This is a genomic window from Paenibacillus sp. GM1FR (genome assembly GCF_002803315.1).
Taxonomy (GTDB): domain Bacteria; phylum Bacillota; class Bacilli; order Paenibacillales; family Paenibacillaceae; genus Paenibacillus; species Paenibacillus amylolyticus.
In genome coordinates, this window is record NZ_MKZL01000011.1 from 418,388 (window position 1) to 436,189 (window position 17,802).

At 44.6% G+C, this 17,802-nt stretch carries 13 protein-coding genes; 6 read left to right on the forward strand and 7 right to left on the reverse strand.

Translation table 11 applies throughout. The annotated features are described in order from the left end of the window. Nucleotides 1–14 precede the first annotated feature (14 nt). From PAEAM_RS07770 to PAEAM_RS07780, 3 genes are all read left to right on the forward strand, one after another. A complete protein-coding gene (locus tag PAEAM_RS07770) occupies nucleotides 15–1,454 on the forward strand; it encodes an ATP-binding protein (RefSeq protein ID WP_100527149.1) in 1,440 nt (479 codons plus the stop codon). Between the two features lie 270 nt (nucleotides 1,455–1,724). After that, nucleotides 1,725–5,477: an AAA domain-containing protein gene (locus PAEAM_RS07775; RefSeq protein ID WP_100527150.1), complete on the forward strand. Its 3,753-nt coding sequence runs from the start codon at nucleotides 1,725–1,727 to the stop codon at nucleotides 5,475–5,477. Nucleotides 5,478–5,589: 112 nt separating this feature from the next. Beyond that, nucleotides 5,590–5,871: a DUF6809 family protein gene (locus tag PAEAM_RS07780; RefSeq protein ID WP_100527151.1), complete on the forward strand. Its 282-nt coding sequence runs from the start codon at nucleotides 5,590–5,592 to the stop codon at nucleotides 5,869–5,871. Between the two features lie 136 nt (nucleotides 5,872–6,007). On the opposite strand, the gene PAEAM_RS07785 is transcribed toward PAEAM_RS07780, so the two are convergent. Both PAEAM_RS07785 and PAEAM_RS07790 read right to left on the reverse strand, forming a co-directional pair. Beyond that, nucleotides 6,008–7,375: a right-handed parallel beta-helix repeat-containing protein gene (locus tag PAEAM_RS07785; protein WP_100527152.1), complete on the reverse strand. Its 1,368-nt coding sequence runs from the start codon at nucleotides 7,373–7,375 to the stop codon at nucleotides 6,008–6,010. 553 nt (nucleotides 7,376–7,928) lie between these two features. Next, nucleotides 7,929–9,521, reverse strand: a complete 1,593-nt coding sequence (locus PAEAM_RS07790) for a catalase (RefSeq protein ID WP_100527153.1) — start codon at nucleotides 9,519–9,521, stop codon at nucleotides 7,929–7,931. Nucleotides 9,522–9,708: 187 nt separating this feature from the next. On the opposite strand from PAEAM_RS07790, the gene PAEAM_RS07795 reads away from it, so the two are divergent. Then, nucleotides 9,709–11,691 carry an ATP-dependent DNA helicase gene (locus PAEAM_RS07795; protein WP_076250967.1) on the forward strand — a complete coding sequence of 661 codons (1,983 nt, stop codon included), beginning with the start codon at nucleotides 9,709–9,711 and terminating at the stop codon, nucleotides 11,689–11,691. Between the two features lie 492 nt (nucleotides 11,692–12,183). Here PAEAM_RS07795 and cysK read toward each other — a convergent pair whose 3' ends face one another. The 4 genes from cysK to PAEAM_RS07815 all read right to left on the reverse strand — a co-directional run bounded on the left by cysK (nucleotide 12,184) and on the right by PAEAM_RS07815 (nucleotide 15,422). Further along, nucleotides 12,184–13,140, reverse strand: a complete 957-nt coding sequence (gene cysK, locus PAEAM_RS07800; RefSeq protein ID WP_100527154.1) for a cysteine synthase A — start codon at nucleotides 13,138–13,140, stop codon at nucleotides 12,184–12,186. Between the two features lie 163 nt (nucleotides 13,141–13,303). Then, complete coding sequence (locus tag PAEAM_RS07805; RefSeq protein WP_036614473.1) at nucleotides 13,304–13,687, reverse strand: YhjD family protein; 384 nt, start codon at nucleotides 13,685–13,687, stop codon at nucleotides 13,304–13,306. A gap of 467 nt (nucleotides 13,688–14,154) precedes the next feature. After that, nucleotides 14,155–14,388, reverse strand: coding sequence for a hypothetical protein (locus PAEAM_RS07810; protein WP_091018200.1), 234 nt, complete (start codon nucleotides 14,386–14,388; stop codon nucleotides 14,155–14,157). Beyond that, the gene (locus PAEAM_RS07815; protein ID WP_083677397.1) at nucleotides 14,385–15,422 is read right to left on the reverse strand and encodes a nucleotide-binding protein; all 1,038 of its coding nucleotides are present in this window, start codon (nucleotides 15,420–15,422) and stop codon (nucleotides 14,385–14,387) included. Before PAEAM_RS07815 ends, PAEAM_RS07810 begins: the two co-directional genes overlap by 4 nt. Before the next feature lie 428 nt (nucleotides 15,423–15,850). On the opposite strand from PAEAM_RS07815, the gene PAEAM_RS31740 reads away from it, so the two are divergent. Both PAEAM_RS31740 and PAEAM_RS07820 read left to right on the forward strand, forming a co-directional pair. Beyond that, nucleotides 15,851–16,078: a hypothetical protein gene (locus PAEAM_RS31740; protein ID WP_165789857.1), complete on the forward strand. Its 228-nt coding sequence runs from the start codon at nucleotides 15,851–15,853 to the stop codon at nucleotides 16,076–16,078. Nucleotides 16,079–16,370: 292 nt separating this feature from the next. Next, nucleotides 16,371–17,105 (forward strand): YitT family protein, encoded by a 735-nt coding sequence (locus PAEAM_RS07820; protein ID WP_100527155.1) that lies wholly within the window; start codon nucleotides 16,371–16,373, stop codon nucleotides 17,103–17,105. Between the two features lie 125 nt (nucleotides 17,106–17,230). Here PAEAM_RS07820 and PAEAM_RS07825 read toward each other — a convergent pair whose 3' ends face one another. After that, nucleotides 17,231–17,701, reverse strand: coding sequence for a DUF2188 domain-containing protein (locus PAEAM_RS07825; protein WP_100527156.1), 471 nt, complete (start codon nucleotides 17,699–17,701; stop codon nucleotides 17,231–17,233). Nucleotides 17,702–17,802: the final 101 nt, after the last annotated feature.

Below are 17,802 nucleotides of genomic sequence, written 5' to 3' on the forward strand. Positions count from 1 at the left end.
GGAGGAGAACCATAATGGAAGTCGCACGTCAGTTTGACTTAAATATTGAAAAAGTACTTGAACATTGGACCCCTGCCTACGCTTTACGAGAACTAATTGCTAATGCCTTCGATGAATATTTACTATCAGAGACGTCTGTACCAAAGATTTACAAGGATGAGCAGGGAGCATGGCATATTCGTGATTTTGGCCGTGGTTTACGATATGAGCACTTTACACAAAACGAAAATAAGGAAAAGTTAAATAATCCTGAGATGGTTATTGGAAAATTTGGCGTAGGATTGAAGGATGCAATGGCTACGTTTGACCGTCAAAATATCCAAATCTTGATTCGTTCTCGTCATGCAGATATCACTATGGACAAGAGCAATAAGCATGGATTTGATGATATCGTTACCCTGCATGCTGTAATTCAGTCACCATCTGATCCTACCCTTGTTGGAACTGATGTAATTTTATACGGAGTCAACGATGAGGACATGGAACAAGCCAAAGATTTCTTTCTACATTTTTCAGGGGATGAAATATTAGAAAAAACGTCTTACGGTTCGGTTTTAAAACCAAAGAAAGAGAATAAAGCAAGAATTTATGTGAACGGGCTGTGTGTAGCCGAAGAAGAAAATTTCTTGTTTAGCTATAATATTACCTCTACCAATGCGGCGCTACGCAAAGCTCTCAACCGGGAGCGCACGAACGTCGGGCGCAGTGCTTATACAGATAGAGTGAAATCTATACTGCTTGCATGTACTGATTCAGTCGTTGCTAATGAAATGGCTGCGGATCTGAAAAATTACGAAACAGGTTATATTCATGACGAACTCCAGTGGACAGATGTCCAACTCCATGCATGTAAAATTTTAAATGCTAACGAAAATGTAATTTTTCTCACACCTGACCAAATGAGGAATGGTGGTTCTTTAGTCACTCATGCCCTGGATGATGGTTACCGAGTTGTGGTCGTCCCAGAGTCCATTGCTTATAGACTTACAAAACTCCAAGACATAGAGGGGAGTCCTATTCGAGATTTAGAAGGTTATCGAGAAGAGTTTAATACAAGTTTTCATTTTACTTACATACCTGTCTCTAGTTTGTCAAAAGAGGAACAAAAGGTTTTTGCTGTAAAAGATTTAATCTTAAATTGGCTACCCAGTAGTCAGACAAAAAACATAAAAGAAATTAGAATCTCGGAGACGATGCGGGTCGATTATTCTGGTTTTGAAGCACTTGGATTGTGGGAACCTATAGAAAAGAAGATTACGATCAAACGGAGCCAATTACGTAATGTAATCGATTTTTCAGGCACTCTGTTACATGAAATAGCCCATGCGTATACTGGTGCAGATGATGAATCTTTAGAGTTTGAGAACGGATTAACTCAAATGCTTGGTCAACTAACATCCTATGCTATTAAAAATGAATCACCAAAGAAATTTTTAGGTTTATTTAAGTTGTAAAACGGATATCATTTAGGGTTATAATTGAATTGAAGATATTTGTCTTGTTACACAATGTTACTTGCACCTACAATTACGACTATGTGGCCCAGCTTATGCTGGGTCTAATTTTATGTAACTTGACGAGTCACCGTCTTCAGCTGTCAACGCTGTTGTCAGTGTACTACTTCTGATTACCTGTCAATTTTCTGTTCCTTTGCTGTTTGTTCAGTTTTCTTGTGTAATATAATACCATATTGATATAATTTCTGTTTTAAGGAAGTGAAAACATTGAAAGATCAGTTAGTGCATATGCGTGACAAGCTAAACAATATCAATAAACGTAATCGCTCTATTCGATTATTAAAGATTTATCAAAAATGGAGCTTTGACCTTTCTATGATAGATATTGTGGAAACAAAGCAAGAAACGGAATCAATTCTAAAGGGAATTTTAGAACAGAGGATCAAAGAAAAAATCACCTTACTGAAACCATCAATTGATAATGAAAAATCAATAAGTTTATCCAAAAAGCTTACAGACCTTTATCGTCAAATTAAAGCGACAGAAGATGAATCAGGTGTCCACGATTTATACTTAGGCTATCCATTTTTATCAGGAACTCTTTTTGATGGTACCTTTATTCAAGCCCCTCTTTTTTTATTTCCAATCCGATTAGAGAAAGACAACACAAAACTACAAAAATGGGTGATACAACTTGAAGAAGGTGGCCCACAGCTCAATAGAACGCTTTTCCTGGCCTTAAAGAAATTAAATCAACTTAATTTCCCAGAAGAGATTTTTGAAGAGGCTGTCTCAGTTGCAGGTTCTATGGATTTTAAAGAAGTTATCGATTTCTTAGGAAAGCAACAGCTAAAGGTCGAATATACAGAAACGGGGCTAAGTCGCTTAAAAGAGTACATGTCTAATGACATTCCAGAAGTAGCAAATATGACATTGCTGGAAAATGCAGTGATAGGAGATTTTCCGCAAGGAGGGTCAGCCATTGTTCGTGATTTTGATGAATTAATTCATTTAAATGAGACCAGCTCTCTTGCATTAGTGGGAGAAATGATTGATTTTAATAATAATTCTTTAAGGGATGAAGGGTTACTGGCTAATCCAGTCAAACTTGATGAGCGAGTTGATATTAAAGGTGACATTTTAAATGTATTGCAAAGTGATGGTTCGCAAGAGGAAATTATTCGAGAAGCCCGTTTTCAAAAAGGTCTAGTCGTCCACGGACCTCCAGGAACGGGTAAATCCCAAGTTATTGTAAATTTAATTACGGATGCTCTACATAGGAAGAAAAAAGTTCTTGTAGTCTGTCAAAAACGAGCTGCATTAGATGTAGTTTATCAACGGATGAATACACTGGGTTTAAGTGATCATATTGCTATGGTGCACGATGAAAATATTGATCGAAAATTGCTTTATAAAAAGATAACGACAGTATTAGAGCATAACGATTTGCAATTTGCTGAAGCTGTAGAAGAATTAATAAACGTTACCTCCAGGCTGAATGAGCAAGAAAAATTACTTAATACAATCGCAAAAGCACTTTACGAAAAGCAACCGTTTGGTTACAGATTGTATGAACTTTATGGCCTATCCAATCCTATTATCGATTCGAACAAAATCATTTCGCTGCAAAGTGTTTCTGATCAGTTGGCGAAGGATTCTTTTCCTAAAATGACGGAGGCTATATTCACCTATGGAGAATGGTATGAGTTGTATGGAAAAGAACATTATCCGCTTCGTGATCGTAAAAGTTTTGCTGACTTTGATATAAAAAAGAAACTGGACACGATTAAAAAATTGGAAGATTTAATCGACAAAGCAAAAATAGCCATAGCTATTATCGAAAAGCTAGGTCTGATAAAGTTCACTCCTGCTTATGCTTGGGAAGTACAACAAAAGATAAACAAAATATACCCAGAACTTGATGGAGACCAAAAGCGTTCGTTTCTAGGGCTACGCTTATTCTGGTGGACCAGGATTACAGGCAAGTCCATTATTGATCAGATTCTGAATGGAGAGGTGTTCAAAGGGACGAATTCAAGCGAGTGGGTAAAGATTAAAAAGATTTTGAAGAACACGCACGATTTAGGCAAATTAACCATGACACTAACAGAAGAATTGAATGCATTACGTTCTATAGTTAAGGAAGAACATGTAGTCAGATTACAGGAGCGAGTAGCGGACGGCGATATCCCTTTAGAAGAATTAATCTTGTTTTTAGAATATTTCCAGCAAGATTTTGATGATTTGAAATCAATGGATACGTTCTGGAAGCAGTCCAGTAGTGAAATAAAAAGTGTTATTTTAGCGTTGCAGGAAAAAGAAGTCGATTATGAACAGTCGCTCAATAAGTTTTGGGTGGAAATTTTTAAAAATTCAGCATATGTACACTGGATTGATCAAATTGAAGCGAAATATCCCGATGTTCAAAAGATTTCTACAAATGAATTTAAGAGAATACGCCAATCATTTGCACAGTTATTGGAAGAGAAACGGAAAGTATCCGCAAAATATTTAATTAACGAATTAAAAAATCATGTGAATCTTTTACAGCTTAATAAAGGACAATTTACAAAAGAGTTAAAACATCAAACGGGTAAAAAGAGATTAATTTGGCCTCTTCGTAAGTTAGTAAACCAATTTAGCGATAACGTATTAGCAGATATTTTACCCGTTTGGCTGGCTTCGCCAGATGTGGTGTCTTCTATTTTTCCTCTTCAAGAGGGAATGTTTGATATCGTTATCTTTGACGAAGCTTCGCAATTAACCGTTGAAAGTAGTATGCCTTCTGTATACCGTGGTAAGCAAATCATTGTAGCTGGGGATGAAAAGCAACTTCAACCATCTAATTTGTTTAGATCCGGCTATGCAGATGACGAAGAAGATGACGAAGCAAAGTATGATGTCGACGAGTCTGTAAGCTTACTCAATCTAGCGAAAAGACGCTTTCCAGAAAAAATTTTACAGTGGCATTATCGTTCAAAATATGAAGAACTAATTAACTTCTCTAACCATGCTTTTTATAATGGGTATGTCCAAATTGCGCCAAACGTTACTCCGTTTAAGAAACCTCCTGCAATTGTCTGGAAGAAGGTAAACGGCAGATGGTTGAACCAATCGAACGAGGTCGAAGCCTTGGAAGTTGTTATGCAGTTGAAAAAGATATTAATCGAACAAGATCAAAAATCGGTTGGTATTATTACTTTCAACGCGAAACAACAGTCTAAAATTCTTGACGTGATTGATAAAACAGTATTAGAAGACGAAGAGTTCAGGGTACTTTACACAGAACAAATGGCTCGTGACTTAGATGAAAGGCTCTTTGTCAAAAATATTGAGAATGTCCAAGGAGACGAGCGAGATATCATCATTTTCTCTATCGCATACGCTAAAAATGAAGATGGTAAAGTGCATAACCGTTTTGGAACACTCAATCAAAAGAATGGTGAAAATCGACTTAATGTGGCGATTACACGTGCTAAGGAAAGTATAACAGTGGTTTCCAGCATTGAGCCTGAGGATTTAAATGTAGCCAATGCCTCTGAACCAGGTCCTAGGCTATTCAAAAGTTACCTAAAATATGCTAGAGCCGTGTCTGGAAATAAAAATGAAGATATCAAATCAGTGATCCAAGAGATCAATGAAACAATAAGCACGCAGACAGTTCAACAATCCGTGCAATTCGATTCTCCATTTGAAGAACAAGTGTATCAGCAACTCCGTAACTTGGGATATGTACTGACCACACAGGTAGGTATGTCGGGATATCGAATTGATATGGCAGTTGTCCATCCAAATGATTCTTCCAGGTATATTCTAGGTATAGAATGTGATGGGGCTATGTATCACAGTTCGCCAAGTGCTAGAGAACGTGATGTTTACAGACAAAGATATCTGGAATCAAGAGGCTGGATCATTGAGCGAATCTGGAGCAGAAACTGGTGGAAGAATCCTGTGAATGAAATAGAGAAAATAGATCAACGAATTAAAGAATTAGTTCGAAAGGGAGAGAGCAATTTCTAATAAGAGCTTAGTTTTTCTTCTGAATGAACTAAAGACTGATTTAGCGGATTTCCCGCTAAATCCCCATCTCACCTCATCCCTTGATGTACAATTTTCCTGAGGTGACCTTATCATGAAGGATAACATGTCAAACCTGATCGAAGATTTGTTTCACGGGAACCTGCGGTTGGACGAGTCGATTCATCCTGAGCAGGCCGAGTATCAGGAGATCAATCGCCAGATATCGGACCTGATGCAGGACTACAAAACACAGCTTACCGAGAACGAATACGATGCTCTGGAACAACTGATAGACTTGATCGGACAGTCCACGTCGATGTGTGTGGAAGCGGCATTCGAGCAAGGTTTTCGCACAGGCGGCAGACTGATGATTGAGGTTTTAGCCAAACCGTGAATATCTATCTACCTTATAAGTCAGCAGACAATACACAGCAATTCAAAAATCCCCTCCTCCATTACCACCGCTTAGGCGGAATGGGGAAGGGGGATTTTGCTTTTAAATTATTCTTTTATCTTATTTACTCACATACCTACCGTGCCCCAATATTCTTACCCGATGGCGTACCCGAACCAATCAAATCACTGCCACCCGCAAGCTTGAGGAAATTGCCCAGGACAGGTGTTCCGTCCGCGCTACGTGTTACCGAAGGCACGAGGGAGACAAAGTCGGCTGCGCTGGCGAGCAGGCCTTTGGCGTTCTCGCTTTTTTTGTTTTTCCACCAGACGTTAGTGCTGCTGACGTCGGTTCCGCTTGTTTTGTCACTGGCGCCGCCTTGGAAGGACAGGTTGTTGGTGAAGATGTGGGTGCCTACATCAAAGGCAAAGTTGCTTTGCCCATTGTTCCAGGAGGTGTTATTTTTCATCTGGATCGAACCGGGATTGCTGTTGTAGGTGAAGCCATGCTTTTTATTATTAAACGCAATGCTGTTCTCAACGATATGATTCACTGCAATCTTCTCGCCGCCTAGCTTGAAGCCGTTACCATCACTGTTGGAGGTAGAAGTGCCGTCTGCGGTTGCGCCATTGGCGTAGGCGATGCTGTTGCGGATCGTGACCGCGCCGATGGCGCCTGTGTCCGTTTTGCTATACAGATCCCAACCATCGTCCACGTTATAGGCCGCAATACAACCGTCGAAGACATTGCCCGGGCCTACGGTCAGTTTGGCCGCAAAACCGTCGGCATCCTCGCCGTCATCCGGGTCATAGTTGTTGTGGGAGTAAGAACGAATCACCTCATTATATGCAGGCCATTCACTCTTGGCGGCTGTAGAAGCATAACGTCCCATTTGAATACCCGTATCCCGGTTGTGATGAGCCTCGATCTGCTCCAGGCGGTTGTAGCTGCCCCCGATGAAGATGCCGTTATCGCCTGCACCCTTCACCTCAAGCCCTTTGACGAACCAGTAGTCTCCGAACATTTGCAGCCCGCGGTTGGTGGAAGCGAAGGCTTGAGCGGAGAAATCAAAGACCGGTTTTTCCGATCCATACGCCACCAGGTTTTTACGTTGGCTCGATGTGCCGCTGTTGCCACGTTCAATGGTAATGGTCTGGGAGAAGTTATAGGTACCGCCGCGTAGATAGATCGTTTTGCCTGGTGCGATCTGGGTCAATGCGTTAGCCAGTGACGTTGGACTGTTCAGTGTTCCCGGATTGCTGGCTGAGCCGCCAGGAGACACATACAGATCACCAGCAGCAAGCGCGATATTCGAAGTCGCTACCGATTCAGAGGGATTTTGCAAGCTGCTCTCGATCAGTTCCTCAGCACCGGCCGATCCACCACCAATTAATAATAGAGGGAACGCGGCACTCAGACAGATATGGGCCATTTTGGATTTGAGGGAGCGTTCCTTCAGAGAACGTGCAGATACATGAGTGGATGTGGATGGGAATAATTTCATTACGTAAGCCTCCTTGGTTAATTGGGAATAGAATGAAGAGCATGTGGTATCCGTGTACCAGACCGTTACCTATGAGATAGGTCATGCCGGCTGGTTAGATGTAATCTCTAGGACACAGCTTTATGGTAAATGTTGTAAGCGTTATCATCAATAATCATCTGATCAGATGGAGGTACATGCAGGCAGGTCAGGCCTGCAAGCTTCCAATGCCTGTAATATCACGTGAATTATGTAATCTTTCCATTGGGTGATAGCTCTCATTTAACGAAGAATCATCTGAAATGAACGTAGAGAAGTACGCTTTTCCATCCCACGAGCACAAGTCTTACCTTCGATCCACTCCTATGAACTTCATTCAACCTAAAATAAATAGCAGCCTACATCCTGAAGTGGAGATTATACTCAAACTAGTCATGAAAAAGCCCTGATAGCAGCTGCAACGGGCAACTTGACGATCAGGGCTATGTTTAATTCAGAACGTAATTTGCTTACTCAAAATACTCAAATGTACTAACAGTGTCAGACTTATCAGTCTAAACGCTGTCCAGCTATTTTAATATCCGTCCGTCTCACGACTGCGTTTCTCTGCTTGCTCGACACTTGGTTCATGTTTCGGTTGGACTGTGGCACTATCATCGGTTGGTACAGAGGCCAACCCTTCAGAGACGCGCCGACCGTAATCCGCATCCGCTTGGGTGAAGTAAGAGATCATGCGCTCCCGGATATCCGGTTTGCATTGTGCCAACGCGCCGACCATGTTGCTGATTAGCTCATCCCGCTCCCAATCTTCGAACGCCCGATACGTATCACCCGCTTGTCCAAAGTCATTTGTACGCTCAATCTTCTCACGGACAAGTCGACCTTCCACCAGTGGTTCATGTTCCTTACCACGTGGGGGTGCTTCTTTTAACCCACCGAGCGATGAAGGCTCATAGTTCACATGTGGATTCTGCCCCGGTGCACGATCCACTTGATATTGCATCTGTCCGCCGCTTTGATTGGTTGCCACCCGGTTTTTCGGCGCATTCACAGGCAGTTGCAGATAGTTCGCACCAACCCGGTGACGCTGGGTATCCGAATAGGAGAAGGTCCGTCCTTGCAGCAGTTTGTCATCTGAGAAATCCAGCCCGTCTACCAATACACCTGTGCCAAACGCTGCTTGCTCCACTTCATTGAAATAATCTTTGGGATTACGATTCAGCGTCATTTTGCCCACAGGTAGAAAAGGGAACTGATCTTGCGGCCATAGCTTGGTTGGGTCCAGCGGGTCGAAATCCAACTCTGGATGCTCGCCGTCCTCCATCACTTGAACGCACAGCTCCCATTCGGGATAGTCCCCTTTTTCAATAGCGTGATACAGGTCCAATGTCGCATGATTGAAGTTCTGTCCTTGAATCTCGCTCGCGTCTTTTTGCAGCAGGTTGCGTATCCCTTGATTGAGCGGTTCCCAGTGGTATTTAATGAGTACGCCCGTGCCTTCCTGATTGACCCATTTATATGTATTGACGCCCGAGCCTTGCATTTGCCGATAATTCGCTGGAATGCCCCATGGAGAGAAGAGGAATGTCACCATATGGGTAGCTTCAGGACTTAATGATACAAAATCAAAAAAACGCTCCATATCCTGTGCATTGGTCAACGGGTCTGGCTTGAAGGCGTGTACCATATCCGGGAATTTAAGCGGGTCGCGAATGAAAAAGATTTTCAGATTGTTACCCACCAGATCCCAGTTGCCATCTTCGGTATAGAATTTTACAGCAAATCCGCGCGGGTCCCGCAGTGTCTCCGGTGAATGTCCGCCATGTATAACGGTAGAGAAGCGAACGAAAACGGGCGTTTGTTTGCCTTTTTCCTGAAACAGACGTGCACGTGTGTACTTCGATACTGGTTCACTCCCGGCTGTTCCATACGCTTCAAATATGCCATGAGCGCCAGCGCCGCGGGCATGGACCACACGTTCCGGAATACGTTCGCGGTCGAAGTGAGTAATCTTTTCGAGAAAATGATAGTTCTCCAGCGTAGTCGGTCCCCGGTTGCCAACGGTTCGTACATTCTGATTGTCCGTAATGGGATGCCCTTGTCGATCCGTTAATGTCTCAGCTGATTTGTCTGAGGAATGCTCTGGTTGTGAAGACTGATGATTCATGGAGTGGAGCACCGCCTTTCCTTAAAGTGGATTCCTGTATATATTTTCCCTGAAAATTGGTTCTATACATTAAACCTCGCAAATAATCTCGTAAAAAAAGCTTGTCACCCGCTTCATCGCGTGAGATAATTAACTTTTGCCCTGCGGCCTTTTTTGAACGGAAAATGAAAGAGGACCGCGTCTAAGAATGGAGGCTGACCTAGGATTGTCTACACAACGTTATCCTTTTGCATATGATCCGGCTGAACCTTTTGTATCCCGTCTGGGAGAATGGGTCGCCGATGTTTTTTACGATATTTTGCCAGAGTTCGGCTTCGAGGTACGGGATGAACAGATTTTTATGGCGTACCAGCTCGAACGGGCCTATGGAGATAAAAAGACCATTATGGCGGAGGCCGGTGTCGGAACAGGCAAGACGTTAGTCTATCTGCTCTACGCGGTCTGTTATGCACGTTATACGGGCAAACCGGCGGTGATCGCCTGTGCCGATGAGTCCTTGATTGAACAGCTTGTGAAGCCCGGTGGAGATATTGCGAAGCTGGCTGCACATCTGGACTTGGAAGTGGACGCACGTCTGGGCAAATCACCGGATCAATACGTCTGTCTGAACAAACTAAGTGCGATGCGATTTGCGGATGAAGATGCGCCTGTTATTGAAGAAGTGCATGAGAGTCTGCCGGATTTTGTGAACACGCCGGGTACACTTCAGGCCTTCCATCCGTATGGTGACCGCAAGCAGTATCCACATCTGAATGATCGTCAGTGGAACAAAATCAACTGGGACCCGTTCCAGGATTGTTTTGTTTGTCCTAAAAGACAACGTTGCGGCCTGACGCTGTCGCGTGACCATTACCGACGTTCCAAAGACATCATCATCTGTTCCCATGATTATTACATGGAGCATGTGTGGACCTATGATGCGCGCAAACGCGAGGGACAATTGCCACTGTTGCCTGATCACAGTTCAGTTGTATTTGATGAAGGACATTTGCTGGAAGAAGCAGCCCTGAACGCACTGAGCTACAAGCTGAAACACCGCATCTTTGAGGAACTCGTCACTCGCCTGTTAGAAGGAGAGATTCGTGAATCCCTCGCGGAGTGTGTAGATGAAGCGATTGAGAGCAGTGAGCGACTGTTTGCATTGCTGGATACGTATACGGTGGCGATCCCTGGTTCGGAACGGAAAGAAGTTCGGGTAGAAGCACCGCTTCTGCGTGAGATTGAACGTCTGACGAGTGTGCTGGATGCGATCGGTGAGGAACTGGTATTTGAGAGCGGATTGTTCTCGCTGGATGGTTATCAGATGCGTGTCGTGGAAGAACATCTCGATATGATTCAGTCTGCGCTTGCCTTGTTCCGCAAGGAAGATGGTTACATCTGTTGGGCGGAAGAGAGCGAGGATGAGACGACCTTATCGATCATGCCGCGCACCGTGAAGGAAATGCTGAACGAGCGTGTGTTCAACACAGGTATTCCAATTGTATTCTCCTCCGCGACGTTATCTGTGGACAGTTCATTCCGTTATGTGGCGGACAGCCTGGGCATTGATGATTTTGTATCATTCTCGGTGGCTTCCCCGTATGATTATGCGGACAAAATGAAGATGAAAATTACCGATGAAGCTATACCGGGTCACCCGGAGAACGAAAATCGCATGCGTGATGCGGTGTCGTTACTTCAGGAGAGTGGAGGACGTGCGCTGGTTCTGTTCCGTACGATGGAAGAGCTACGTGCGTTCAAGCAGGACATCGTTCATGTACCTGAAGCAGAAGGTTTGCGCTTTATGTATGAGGGCGACCGGGAGATCAGTGATCTGATCGCGGCATTCCAGCAGGATGAGGAGAGTGTGTTGTGCTCCGTTAATCTGTGGGAAGGTCTGGACGTTCCAGGCCCGTCATTATCCAATGTCATGATCTGGTCGCTTCCGTATCCACCACAGGACCCTGTCTTCAATGCAAAACGCAGTGCGTCGGCAGCACCATACGAAGAGATCGATCTTCCGTATATGCTCTTGCGTGTGAAGCAAGGTCTCGGACGTCTGATTCGGACAAGCACGGATTCTGGTTCCGCGGTCATTCTCGATGAATCGCTGTATACCAAAAAGGAAGCCAAAGACCGCATTGCGGCTCTGCTTCCTGAAGGTGTGGAATGGACAACCCTGACACACTAACCAGCTTAGGTTACATGTTCTTGCTTTATTTTTGATGATAAAGTTTCTTGCCAAAATAAGTTCTTGTTCTCTGCGGATTCACCATCCGTAAGTGAGCAAGGGCTTATTTTTTTATTTTGATGGTTCCTTCAATGTACTTCTCTTCCCTTTTTTCAAGGGATTTCCCCTCGTTCCTCGCTACCAATTCCTTCAACATTCTAACGAACCTACCGCACCTTGTTAGGGTGATCATTAAGTGATGTAAATTCTAACGAATCTCAGTAACGTTATCCTGTCCGAAAGTGGCTTTTCAACCTGGAAATCGACCGAATTTGGAGAAATAACGTCGCTGTGATTCGTTACACGTCAAACCCACGCAAAGAGGAGCGAATTGCGTGTGTCAGGTTCATTAGAACCAATGACCAATGAGCGCTAATAAGGGAGGGCCTCTGTCATGCTCATGACTTATGGGAGATGGAAGCCCCTTTTTGATGTGTGCAGATTTTAGCTGTGTTAAAAAATACCCATGCTCAGATACCGTTCCCCGGTATCCGGCGCAATGCAGAGCACGCGGTGCCCCGGCCCCAGTTCCTTCGCAATGCGAAGGGAGGCCCACACCGAAGCGCCAGAGGAAGGGCCGAGCAACAGCCCTTCCCGGGCAGCAAGTTGCCGCATCGTATCCAGTGCGTCCTCATCGGACACCTGGATGATGGCATCCCACACGTCGGTATTCAGGATGTCCGGAATGAACCCCGGACTTGTACCGACGAGCTTGTGTGGTCCGGGCTCGCCACCGGACAACACCGGAGAACCTTTGGGCTCCACCGCATAGATGCGGATGTCAGGTAACTGCTTACGCAGTTCTTCCCCGGTGCCAGTAATGGTTCCGCCGGTCCCCGCCGTAGCGATGAAGGCGTCCAGCCTGCCATCCATCTGCTGCATAATCTCGGGAGCCGTCGTGATCCGGTGAATGTCCGGGTTCGCCGGATTCTCGAATTGCTGCGGAATGAAACTTCCTGGAATGTCTGCTTGAAGTTCTTTCGCTTTGCGAATCGCACCAGGCATCCGCTCCGCAGCAGGGGTGAGCACCACATCTGCGCCATAGGCTTTCAGAATGTTGATGCGCTCCTTGGACATATTGTCCGGCATAATCAGAATGGCTTTATATCCTTTGGCGGCGGCATTCATCGCAAGACCAATACCGGTATTTCCGCTCGTCGGTTCAATAATGGTAGCACCAGGGAGCAAGTGTCCCGCAAGTTCAGCCTGAACGATCAGATTGTATGCGGCACGGTCTTTGACGCTGCCACTCGGGTTAAAGTATTCCAGTTTCACGTATACGTCAGCGGAGTCGCTGCCTGTGAGTCTGTTCAGTTTAACGGCAGGTGTCTGGCCGATCAGTTCTGTTACATCTGCGGCAATGCCTGTATGTGCGGGTGTTTGTTTAATCGAATGTGTATTCAAATCCATGAAGTACAACTCCTTGATTGATAAGACGTTGAGAGTATATCCGGTTGAAATCAATTCATGCCTTATTGGAACGGTTGGATATATCTATTCCATCTTAATGAACGTAACCTTCCGTGGTCAACTTGTTTTGCTGGGGAATGGGTTCTATATTGTCAGAGTTGTATCAAGTCTGCGCCAAGTCCATCTGCAGATGCCGACTGAGTTCTTTTTTGACTTCATTACGTGCGAATGTCCACAGCATATAGAACCGTTGCCGATACCCTCTGCACATATACAGAGTTTCGATACCCTCGGCTTCCCGTTTCTCTTCCAGTACTTTGACACCGCGGGTTCTCATCTGTTTACGAAGGGCCAACATCTCCTTGAGCACATTGTTTTGAATGCGGGTCAGCGACAGAATGTAGACTTCGGGCATCTTCAGCAGCAACGTATCCAGTGTGTGAATATCTCGTTCAAGTACATCCAGCAATAGCGTGCGCACAACCAGACCTTTAATCAGACGATGGTCTTCATCCGCAGGGGATGGGGCGGAAGTTGAGGATGTCATATGTTCACTTCCTTAACCTTTAATTGGAATTTTATATTTACAGAACATGTGTTCCTATATTATAATCAATATATGTAATGGAGATACACAATACAACCGAGAAATATTGGAAGCACACATTATCGCATTTTCCTAAAGGTACAGATAGTGAGTGAGGCTAGGGATTTAGGGACAAGCCTGCTCCAAAATAAGGTATAATTTATGGGTTTTGCAGGAAACCTAAGGCCATAAACCAAATAAGCCTTATGCAATGCAGTCTGCTACAGAAGTAATTACAAGCAATGAATTAAAGCAGTGAATTACAATAAGGATTTCAGAATGACTTGCCGCAACACGATGGCACCAGGTTAACGAGTAGAAGCAGTTTTATTTTAGCGAAAATGAGCAACAAAAAAGCCCCTGCCTTGGGCGGCGGGGCCTATGGAATACTGCCGATTCAGCGGCAGGTTTGATGATGTGTTCAGAAATTAAGCAAGATATTGAGGCTTTTCGTAGAACGCCTCTTTTTCAAGGATGACCTTATAAGGTCTTTCCTTGCCCTTCAGGGAGGGCCCAATGGTAGTTAGCGGTACGGCCGGCTTGTGGAAACGATCTTCTTCCTTGGGTTCCGGAACCGGTCGTGATGATTCGGGCGCAGAACTGAGGCGTACCTTTTTTTCGTTGCCCCAGCGCTTGCTTATTTTTTTCGTTTCCGGTTTCATTCCGGTTCGCCTCCTAACAAATCGTTGATGGCGTTGAACAGTTGACGATTCTGTAGGTCAATCTGCTGAAATACCGCCTCATCCGCTTCAATATGTCCAATAATGTGAACGGTGATTACATACCTCTTGGCTACAGGATAGCATAGCAGATACTCTTTCTCAAGGTAATCATCATACAGGTTAATCTTGATTTTATTCTCCCGGTAAGAATCAATCACCAGAATGCGCTTGGGATCATCCGGTTGTTTGTCGTCGTTAGCGGACAAGTCATACTTTCTCCCCGGTTCTCCAACATTACCACATAATTGCTCAATGTAACCACTGTCATCTGTACGGTATATGGCTGTGCCACGTACAGCGAATGGAGGATGAGAGACAAAGGCAGTACGCAAGGCATCGCTCATTCGCTCCAGCATCTTGGCATCTGCTTTGCGGGTACGCAGCAATTCCCTAAAGAACCGCAGCAACTTAAGCAGTTGTAACCTTGCTTCTCCCTCAGTGCGTTTATGCTCCTCAATGATGTTCTCCAATTCTGGATCACTCCAGCGTCCTTGTTCCTCAATACTGTCTGCGATTTTGGAACATGCCACGGACACGGCTGGTGCCCACTTTCCGTCAGAACGGATTTCATATACGAGTGGATTTAACCCCAGCAGATCTGTGGGCATACGCAATCCTTCGACCTTGGTTGTGTCCTTGATGTCTGTAATATCCTCAGGAAGAATGAAAAAAATACGTTTTCGTCCCAGACGACCCATGAACAGACCCATTTCCAGCATTGTATTATCCCGGACCGACGCGTAGTACTTCCCGCGAATTTTGGATATATCATCCGGATGAAAAATAAAAATGGCAAAGTCAGTCGTACGGACCTCTACTTCCAGATCGTCCATGGTATAGCTGCTTGGATTAAAAACCCCGGAATACCAAGGGGTAACTTCGGCTGAAAAACGTAAGTTTTCGTGTACTGCGGCTGCAATCGGCTTCGCTTCCAGCGAGCAGCCAATAAAGACTCTTGGCTTTAACGTTTTCATCAATCCGCCTCGCTTAAACGGTAGTGGGATTCAATTGTTATATTATACCATAAACAGCAGAGTAAGTCTGGAAACGTCTGAACTGGACAAAGAATAAGCCGATTACGTTTGCTATAGTGTATGTGTAAAAGGAAAATGATTCCTTTAAAAAGCGCAAGAAAATAAAAAAAGGCCCCAATTTGTCACAGTTGGGTGACTGACAGTTATTTTTGGAAGCTTTGGTCATAGAATAAAGGAGCAGGTTGCACCATTAGCAAGCATTGCTTATCCTGGTGTTGCCGTATGACTGCTGGAGCAGTCCAAAGGCTGCTTTATGCCTGTTTTTGAGGGGTCTGCTGTTTAGACCCGGTCACGTTGGTGTTATATAATAGAAGAACAAGCAAGTTAGCTTTGGTGTTTAAACTGAATGAACTTGCAACTGCTGTAAGTTGGATTTACAATTTACACAGGAACGAAGAGTGCAGAACCCATCTGTAGAAGCGAAGCGTTCGCCTGAAAGCTTTTTGAATGAAAGCAGCTTCGGAAGCATAAGCGATCACCGGATTTCCCCAGAGGGAAAATGGAATTCCAAAAATCCGGGGATAACCGCGATCAAAAGAGGGTACTGTAATCCAAGTGTAAGTGTACAATTAAATGTTCAAGCTTATGCATTGTAGTTATTTTTCAGTTTAACTGAGCACAGCTAACCACAACAGAACAGAAAGGATCAGGATACCATGAGTTCCCGAAGGACAATCTCCCCAAGGACGATCTGGAAACGTTACGATCTCTCATACACATAGCGCCCCTTGTAGAGTACACCAACCGGTTCAAAAAAACGGCTGACTCTGCGAAAGAGGGGATTGGAATGAATATTCGAAGGACGTACACGATGATTTCTTCCAGGCTTACCTTTTGCAGGGGACGGTCGGTCTAAAAAACCAACCTACAAACTGCGAGGGAACCTGAATGAAGAGAACATCGTTAACCTTACAACACGTTAAAACAGAGGCGATCAAATTCGCCATTATGCTACTCGGTACATTTATTTTAGCTTTTGCTTATTATCACATTAACTTTCAGAATCATTTATCGGAGGGCGGATTTGTTGGTCTGGCCCTGCTCGGAAAATACGCAACAGGCTTATCACCTGCTATCGGTATGTTGTTACTGGACATTCCGGTCATGATCCTGGCTTGGTTCCTCAAAGGCTGGAAATTCATGATTCAGGCATTGCTTGGCGTCGGTGCATTTTCCCTATTCTATGACGGCTTTGAACGATACTCCACACTGGTATTGTCGTTTAACGGAAATCTGTGGATTCCGGCAGTTCTATCCGGTATATTGACAGGGGTAGGCGCTGGGATCGTGCTTCGATTCGGTGGAGCGACAGGCGGAGACGATATTCTCGCCGTGCTGGTTAGCCGCTGGAAGGGATGGAAGCTGGGAACAGTTTTCTTTGTCAGCGATGCTTTTGTATTGGGATTGTCGCTTTTCTTTCTTCCGGTAAAAGAAACTTTATATACGATTCTGGCCGTATGGATTGCCAGTAAAGTCATCACGTACGTCGTTAGTGTTCCGGCTCGCGGAACCGTGGTTACAACTTCGGCTGTGAAATTGCCGATGCCATCGGCTGCAGCCAAGGCAGTTAACGCTGCTGCTATTTCACAACGGACTGCGGTGGCTAGAGGGGTATCCAATTAACCATACGTTTCAGAACAACCATAACCTGTATGCATCATATTCAGGTCTTGATAGTTAAAGTTCATACAAAATCCCTTTTGACTGCTCTTCAGCAGCAAAAGGGATTTTGTTGTTTTCCGATTCATTCAGGGCTTGATCGAAGAAGCAATCTGACCATCCTGATTATGGATAATCGCTCGAATATTTTGTTTGCTACTCCGTTCTTTGGCCTTATCTACAGCTTCTGCTTTAGTATCAAATGTCGACAGATAGGTAGACTTTCCTTCTTCCTTGATCGCCCAACCGGAGTCGGTAGGCACGACATGGATGTTGTCATGACTTTTGGACGAAGAAACGGGCTCGGAATGACGACGATCCGTGGAAGACGACTTTTTAGGGTTGGAATTATCGGAAGAAGATGTGGAGTCCGATTTCGAACTTTCCGGTGCGGGATGATTTTCATCCCATTCTTCTGCCTTTGCTGTCGCTATGGCAATCGAGCGTCCTTCCTCATACCCGTCATCGAGCAGAGCATTGGCAATCTCAATTGCTTTATGTCTGACACGTGGTTCCAGATTCTTCATGGATACCGGATAATCCTGTTTGTTCCAAGGCATATAAAACCCTCCTGTACAATAATGGATTAGTTGTATATTACCCTCTGAGGGGAGGGATAAACGATGAACATCCGAGGTCGTAAGTGCATTTACCGATGATC